The 6,414-nt window shown below is 59.3% G+C and carries 8 protein-coding genes; 3 read left to right on the top strand and 5 right to left on the bottom strand.

What is annotated here, in order from left to right; all coding sequences use genetic code 11:
• The first annotated feature begins 66 nt into the window (after positions 1 to 66).
• Positions 67 to 1,281 carry an IS701 family transposase gene (locus ACMX25_RS02275; RefSeq protein ID WP_414947921.1) on the top strand — a complete coding sequence of 405 codons (1,215 nt, stop codon included), beginning with the start codon at positions 67 to 69 and terminating at the stop codon, positions 1,279 to 1,281.
• Between the two features lie 109 nt (positions 1,282 to 1,390).
• On the opposite strand, the gene ACMX25_RS02270 is transcribed toward ACMX25_RS02275, so the two are convergent.
• From ACMX25_RS02270 to ACMX25_RS02250, 5 genes are read right to left on the bottom strand one after another with little or no spacing between them, the layout of a single operon-like run.
• On the bottom strand, positions 1,391 to 2,341 hold the full coding sequence (locus tag ACMX25_RS02270; protein WP_414947920.1) for a vWA domain-containing protein: 951 nt from the start codon (positions 2,339 to 2,341) through the stop codon (positions 1,391 to 1,393).
• The gene (locus ACMX25_RS02265; RefSeq protein ID WP_414947919.1) at positions 2,331 to 3,131 is read right to left on the bottom strand and encodes a vWA domain-containing protein; all 801 of its coding nucleotides are present in this window, start codon (positions 3,129 to 3,131) and stop codon (positions 2,331 to 2,333) included. The genes ACMX25_RS02270 and ACMX25_RS02265 overlap by 11 nt, the downstream gene beginning before the upstream one ends.
• Positions 3,100 to 3,369: a hypothetical protein gene (locus ACMX25_RS02260; RefSeq protein ID WP_414947918.1), complete on the bottom strand. Its 270-nt coding sequence runs from the start codon at positions 3,367 to 3,369 to the stop codon at positions 3,100 to 3,102. The genes ACMX25_RS02265 and ACMX25_RS02260 overlap by 32 nt, the downstream gene beginning before the upstream one ends.
• Positions 3,356 to 3,883, bottom strand: a complete 528-nt coding sequence (locus ACMX25_RS02255; protein WP_414947917.1) for a DUF4381 domain-containing protein — start codon at positions 3,881 to 3,883, stop codon at positions 3,356 to 3,358. The genes ACMX25_RS02260 and ACMX25_RS02255 overlap by 14 nt, the downstream gene beginning before the upstream one ends.
• Positions 3,880 to 4,575, bottom strand: coding sequence for a DUF58 domain-containing protein (locus ACMX25_RS02250; protein ID WP_462686289.1), 696 nt, complete (start codon positions 4,573 to 4,575; stop codon positions 3,880 to 3,882). The genes ACMX25_RS02255 and ACMX25_RS02250 overlap by 4 nt, the downstream gene beginning before the upstream one ends.
• Before the next feature lie 239 nt (positions 4,576 to 4,814).
• On the opposite strand from ACMX25_RS02250, the gene ACMX25_RS02245 reads away from it, so the two are divergent.
• Both ACMX25_RS02245 and aqpZ read left to right on the top strand, forming a co-directional pair.
• On the top strand, positions 4,815 to 5,222 hold the full coding sequence (locus ACMX25_RS02245; protein WP_414947915.1) for a hypothetical protein: 408 nt from the start codon (positions 4,815 to 4,817) through the stop codon (positions 5,220 to 5,222).
• A 386-nt stretch (positions 5,223 to 5,608) separates the two neighbouring features.
• Positions 5,609 to 6,349 carry an aquaporin Z gene (gene aqpZ / locus ACMX25_RS02240; RefSeq protein WP_414947914.1) on the top strand — a complete coding sequence of 247 codons (741 nt, stop codon included), beginning with the start codon at positions 5,609 to 5,611 and terminating at the stop codon, positions 6,347 to 6,349.
• Positions 6,350 to 6,414 lie beyond the last annotated feature (65 nt).

The following is a 6,414-nucleotide window of genomic DNA, read 5'->3' as shown; positions in this document are numbered from 1 at the left end:
CTAGTACCACTGTGTTACAAAATAAGGCATGATTCGCTTATCTTCAAGCACATTGTGAGGAGAGCGATGGAAACTACTTCGAAGAGATTCGAGGAGTATGTGTCCCTGATGGCTCAGTCGCTTGGGCACGCTGATCGTGTCGAGCCTTTTCGTGGCTACTGTACGGGCTTGATGTTGCCGGTCAAACGCAAGAGCGTTGAGCCCATGGCTGCGCATCTGTCACCGGACCGGGTGCGCTCGGAACACCAGCGCCTGCATCACTTTGTAGCCGATGCACCGTGGTCTGATCAGGCGGTGCTTGATACGGTGCGCGGTTACGTACTTGAGCGAGTAAGCCGGCGCGCGGGTTCGCCTGAGGCGCTGATTATTGACGATACCGGCTTTCCGAAGAAGGGTAAGCACTCGGTCGGGGTCGCTCGGCAATATTGTGGCCAGCTCGGGAAACAGGACAATTGCCAGGTCGCAGTCAGCGTCTCGCTCGCAAATGAACGCTTCAGTCTGCCGGTGCGCTATCAGCTGTATTTGCCGCAAAGCTGGGCCGATGACGCAGACCGTCGTAAGGCTGGCAAAGTGCCCGAGGCGCTTGAGTTCGTCACCAAGCCGATGCTCGCGCTGCAACTGCTCGAAAATCTCGCCGAGGTGGAATCGTTGCCCGAACTGGTTATCGCCGACGCCGGTTACGGGGCAGGCACCGAGTTCCGCGAGCAGCTCACAGCGATGGGCTTCACGTATGTGGTCGGGGTAACAGGCGCGGTCAGCCTGCAGATGCAAGCTCAAGCGCCATTGCAGGCGAAAGAGCTGGCCATGCAGCTACCGTCGCGGCGCTTTCGCACGCTCACATGGCGTGAAGGCACCAACGCCGCCCTGTCGTCGCGCTTTGCGGCAATACGGGTGCACTGCACCTCCCGCGCAGCCCAGCCAGCTGACACCCTCGAGGAGCAATGGCTGCTCGTCGAGTGGCCCAGGGAAGAAGTCGAGCCGACCAGGTACTTCCTCAGTACGTTGCCGGCTGATACACCAATCAAGGAGCTCGTGCGACTCGCAAAACTGCGCTGGCGTATTGAGCGTGATTACCAGGAGCTCAAGCAGGAACTTGGCCTGGGGCATTTCGAGGGACGCAGTTGGCGCGGCTTTCATCACCACGCGACGCTGTGCATAGCGGCATACAGCTTTCTCGTCACCGAGCGCCTGGTGGCGCAAAAAAAAACTCCAGCTCATCGGTTACCCGGCAAAGTGTCTTCCTTACCCGAAGGCTTCCGGCCCCGGGGCGCCCCTGCGTAAGCAGCGCCATGTGCCGGACTCCATTACAACGCTGCGATGGGGCTTGCTGCCGCGCTGCTTGCCCGTCTCGAGCGGTGCCCGTGCTGCGGCCGGAAAATCGAATAATTTGTTAACACAGTGGTACTAGCCAGTAGCCCGACTCCTTCCATCGAGGGACGCGTTTGGACTCGTCCACTTCTGCCAGCCACGTTTGTGCACGGCGTTGAACCCACGCGACGTCATCGCCGTCAGCACGCACGCTTGCCAGTGGAATGCCGGCGTCATGTGCCACCTTGCGTATTTCATCGGCGTCGAAAGTGCCCATCAGCGGACGGCCTTCCTCGTCCATTGCAATGGTTCCGTTCGGCCCGAGAATCGCGCCGCCGTTCTCCGTACCAATGGCAAGCCACAGCAGTTGATGATGCGATTGTTTAGCTTTCCCTATGAATTCATTCATCTGGTTTTCGTCGAATCCGTCGCTGATAAATACGATAGTCCCGGCCACCGGATCTTTCGCCAGAAGCTGCTCGGCAATGTCCAGACCCGCGTTCACGTTCTTGCCATCACGCGGCATCAACGATGGCGTCAGTGCCGGCAAATACAACTCGAGCATGGCCGGGTCTTCGGTCGGCGGCACGACGAGATGGGCGGTTGAAGCAAATACCACGAGCCCGGTTCGCGCGCCCTTGCGCGCCGCGGCCAGATCCAGCACTTTCTGTTTGGCGCGCTCGAGACGCGTAGGCGCGACGTCGGTTGCGTCCATCGAATGCGCAAGTTCCAGGACGATCACGAGCGGCGCCTTGTCCTGGTTAAACGGCGGGCGCTCCTGTTGCCAAGTCGGACCTGCAACGGCGATCGCTCCGATGGCAATCAGCAATGCCAGTGTATGAACCGGTTGAATGCGGCGCCGGGCGGTATCGCCGACTATGAGATGTTCGAGCAGCAGAGGGTCAATGATATTGCGCCAGCGAGCGCGAACGTCGTTGCGTCGAAACCAGAATACGGGCAACAGGATGGCTGGAACGAGCAACCATAACCATTGAGGCCGCAGGAAATGAAAGGCGGTCAGATCAATTTCCATGGCCCGCTCCGTTCATGTCCATGGGCTTCGACGCTTGCTTTCGACCCGATGTACGCAGCACGGCAATCAGCAATGCAAGGCAGTGATACAGCGTCAGGATCGACAGCGCGGCGGCAAGCGGGATCCAGAAAAAATCACGTTGCGGCCGATAGATTTCGCGCTTCACTTTCTCGGGCGTCATCTTGTCGAGTGTCGTGTAGACATCGGCAAGCTCTTGCGCGTTGCCAAGCGCGTGGAATGAGCGGCCGCCGGTAATTTCGGAAATGTGTTGCAACGCGTCCAGGTCGACCTTATCCTCACCCGTCGCATTCGGATCGCCAATACCCACCGTGTGGATCACCACTTTGTTGTTCTTCGCGATGTCGGCGGCACGGTCGGGTGGAATGGCGCTGGCGGTGTCGTTGCCATCGGTCATAAGGATTAATACCTTCTCCTGAGCCGGCGAATTCTCCATCAGCTTCACCGTCAGTCCGATAGCGTCGCCTATCGCCGTACGTGGAGCCGCCATGCCGATCTGCATCTGATTCAGCAGCAGCAACACGCTGTCGTGATCGAGTGTCAGCGGCGCTTGCGGGTACGCCGCTTCGCCAAACACCACCACGCCAATGCGGTCGCCTTTGCGCTTCGCCACGAAGTCCCTGACCACCTGTTTCACCGCGGTCAGCCGGTCCATGCGCTCACCGGTTTGCGGATTCACGAAGTCGCGCGTGCTCATTGATTGAGAGAGGTCGATCGCCAGCATGAGGTCGCGGGCGGGTTCATCGTGCATCACAGGCGGTTCGACGAACACGGGTTTCGCCGAGACGCTGACGAGCAAGATCCACAGGACGGGCATCATCGCGCTGCAATACGTTGCGACGCAAACGCACGCCGCCCGGCGCCGGTTGCTCGCCCGCCGCTTGCGCCATCTCATGAAAAAATGGCATGCGGATCGCCGACGTGGTTGCGCGCCACGCAGGCGCTAGCCACCACACGATGGCCGGCAACGGCAACACCAGGAACATCCACGGGAGGTCAAATTTCCACATGATGACGCTGGATCCAGTCGCGAGTGGCGCTCACCAAAGTCTCGGCTTCGAGCGGTGTTATCGAGGCGATCTGTTCAGCGGGCGCATAGCTCACGAGCGTGAGGAGCGCACCACTGCGGGCATCGAATCGTCCTCGGGTGCGCTTGAGATATGCGAGCCATTCATCACCGGAAAGCGCGGCGACGCGTTCGCGCGGAGCGGCGGCAAGCGAAGTGCGTTTGATGAGCGGCGGGATAGCGGCGAGCGCGGCGGTTCGACGCTGCGCATCTCTCAACGCCACCTCGATTTGTGCCAACTCAGCCAACGCCGCTCGCCGGTAACGCCCGCGCTTGTAGTGACGCCAGGCCATCCATGCGATGCAAAGCACAGCCACGATCAGCACGACTGCAACCACAATCCATCCGATGGTTTGCGGCGCCCACGACACCGGCTCGGGCAACGGCAACTCTTGCAGCGGCTTGAGCGCCGACGGAGTATCGGCTGGCGTTAGCGCAGTTGTGAGCGAGGCATTCATAGTCCGCTGCCCATCGTCGGCCTGACGCGTTCACCGAACAGACGTCGAACCTGATCGACGGTAGGCTCACCGGTCGATAACGCCATCAGCGGCACGCCACTCGATCGCAACAGGTCGGCCACCTCCGCCGTGCGGCCTTTGAACATGCTCGCGAGCGGCGCGCGCACTTTCTCCTGCTCAATGCGCAGTTCCACCTGAAGATGCCCTTCGCTTACCACCAGCGCACGATGCTCGGGCATGTGCTGCCAGAGAGGATCGAAGACCATCGCGGCAATGACGTCGTTGTGTTTTGATAGCTGGCGCAACAGCTTGCGAGTGCGTTCGGTCGCGCCCGCAAAATCGCTCACGATACAAATAAGGTAGTCGTGTCCTGCGAGCTGCAGCACGCCTTGAAGCGCGGTATCGAGCTGACCGTAGTTCGTTCTGGACGCGCTCTCGGCATGTAACGCTCTGTTCATTTCCGCGATCGCGCTGAACAGCACCTTGATCCGGCTGCGGCTGCGTAGTGGCCTCACCCGGACGACGTGGTCGTCATCGAAGATCACGCCGCCCACGCGATCGCCCGCGGCAAATCCCATCCATACCGCGAGCGCCGCGGCCTCAGCTTCCACCACTGACTTGAACGCGCGACTCGATCCAAAGAACATGCTCATACGCTGATCGACGACGACAAGAAGCGGCCGGTCGGCGATTGAAATGGGCGCTTATCTGGGACAAGGAACTCAATTCGCCTAAGCGATGGTCGCCTATTCGAAAAACTATGCGGATCAGGTTGAACGCGATTTCGACGTATTCACGCAAGCCGTGAGAAACGGCCGGCTAGTCGCCCGGACCGAGGAAGACATGGCGGCGGATTTTCAAGTTTGAACGCCGTCGAACATTTTTGACGCCCGGGCAAGTCCGGCGGCAACGCGTACTTTTAGGAGGCTTTATGCACGCTCGATCATTCCCGTTCGGCCGTCAACACTGGCTTCAGTTAGCGGTTTGCAGTGCGTTTCTAATTTATGCAGAGGGCTCCTACGCAGCCAACCTCGGCTTCCTGATGGACACGCCGATCAGTTACATGAAAGAGCGCGATCTGCAGCAACTCAACCATGCCGCACGCACTGCGCTGGATTCGAAGCAGGACGGTGAATCGCTTGACTGGAACAACGACGGCACCGGAAATCCAGTTCATGTAGGAGGCACCATTACGCCGCTCAATACGCGAAAGGAAGGCGAGCGGAGTTGCAGGACGCTCGCCATTGTTGCCACGGCAAAAGGCCAGACGCAAACCTGGGCGCCGACTGCTTGCAAGGGCGGTGGCGCAGACAGCAAATGGCAATTGCTCAAGCAATAAAGCAGGGTGCGCGGGGTCCGTATTCCGAGGACGAAGCGCGTAGCGCAAAACACGCTGATGACATCGATTTTTACAAACTTTGACCTACACTGAATTCGTGTCCTGACGACCTCATTCCGGGCACGATCGAATCACTAAAAAAGCGCTGCAGTGAATGCACTGCACCACGCACTTTTACACGGACGACGTCCGCACCTGCCGCAACGCACGCGTGGCAGGCGCGCGGGCGAGTCTTGCTGCAATGGCCCGGCCAGACACATAACTCAAAGCAGAATCGCAAACAGAATCGACTATAAAAAAGCCAAGCATTTCACGAGGCGTAATTGTCAGTTAGCGCGGTCTGGTTACTTCGTATTGAAACCGTTAACCATCCTGGATGACACATCATGCGATTACAACAACGTCTTGCTGCGGAAATGTTTGGCACGTTTTGGCTAGTGCTTGGCGGTTGTGGCAGTGCCGTTCTCGCGGCCAGGTTTACCGGTACTGGAATTGGATTTGCAGGCGTCGCACTCGCGTTCGGATTAACCGTCCTGACGATGGCTTACGCACTCGGGCATATATCGGGTTGCCACTTGAATCCGGCTGTCAGCGTGGGCCTCGCCGTTGCAGGGCGCTTTCCTGTCCGCGACCTTGCGCCTTATATTGTTGCGCAAGTCGTTGGGGCGACCATTGGCGCATTCGCGTTGTATCTAATTGCGTCCGGCGTCCCGGGATTCGATGCAGCCGCGAGTGGATTTGCATCGAATGGATACGGCGCGCGTTCACCCGGCGGTTATTCGATGATGGCCGCGCTGATCTGCGAAGTCTTGATGACGTTTTTCTTCCTGATGGTCATTCTCGGCACCACCGACGGACGCGCCATCAATGGTTTCGCGCCGCTGGCCATTGGACTCTGCCTGACGCTCATTCACCTGATATCCATTCCGGTGACCAATACGTCGGTCAATCCGTCACGCTCGACCGGACCCGCGCTGTTTGCCGGCGGCGCCGCGCTGGGACAACTCTGGCTTTTCTGGGTTGCGCCCATTATTGGGGCATGCATTGCGGGCGCGTTATATCCGCGGCTCTTCCCCGAGAAGGTCACGGCAGTCGCACCGGCACCTTTGGCTATCGACGCACCTTGATACGGGACTGCGGGACTGGCTCACAGGTCAAGGGACGCTCATGGCGTCCACGGCCTGTGCTTGCG

Source organism: Caballeronia eucalypticola (genome assembly GCF_047608185.1).
Lineage (GTDB): Bacteria > Pseudomonadota > Gammaproteobacteria > Burkholderiales > Burkholderiaceae > Caballeronia.
Note: the sequence above shows the minus strand (reverse complement) of the source record. Positions and strands in the feature narration are given on the sequence as shown.